This window comes from Streptococcus sp. DFI.7.26, assembly GCF_022240605.1.
Classification (GTDB): Bacteria; Bacillota; Bacilli; order Lactobacillales; family Streptococcaceae; genus Streptococcus; species Streptococcus xiaochunlingii.
The window spans coordinates 1-300 of sequence record NZ_JAKOGN010000059.1; the positions used below are offsets into that span (position 1 = coordinate 1).

General features: G+C 35.0%; 1 pseudogene. It reads right to left on the reverse strand.

Annotated elements, in window-relative coordinates:
* Positions 1–300: pseudogene (locus L0M85_RS09915) on the reverse strand (ATP-dependent endonuclease); the annotation flags it as partial.

Here is a 300-nt window from a genome sequence, read left to right on the forward strand (position 1 = left end):
TATTCAGATAATTGTCTTTATAATGTTGTAGCATCAAGAAATCAATATCTAAAGGAGATGAAAAGTAGACATTAAATTCTTCGAGTTTATTAAACCAATTATTCAGGCGTGGTGCATCTATTGATTCAAACTCTCGTTCTCCAATCTCACTGAAATCAAGTCCCTGAGTGCGGAACCATTCTCGGAACTCTGTGTTCAACTCATACAAATATTCAGAAATATATTTTATTCTTCCCCAACCGCCACCGTATCTCTCATTATCAAAATCCAACAAGGTAATATGAGGAATTCTGAGAGCAT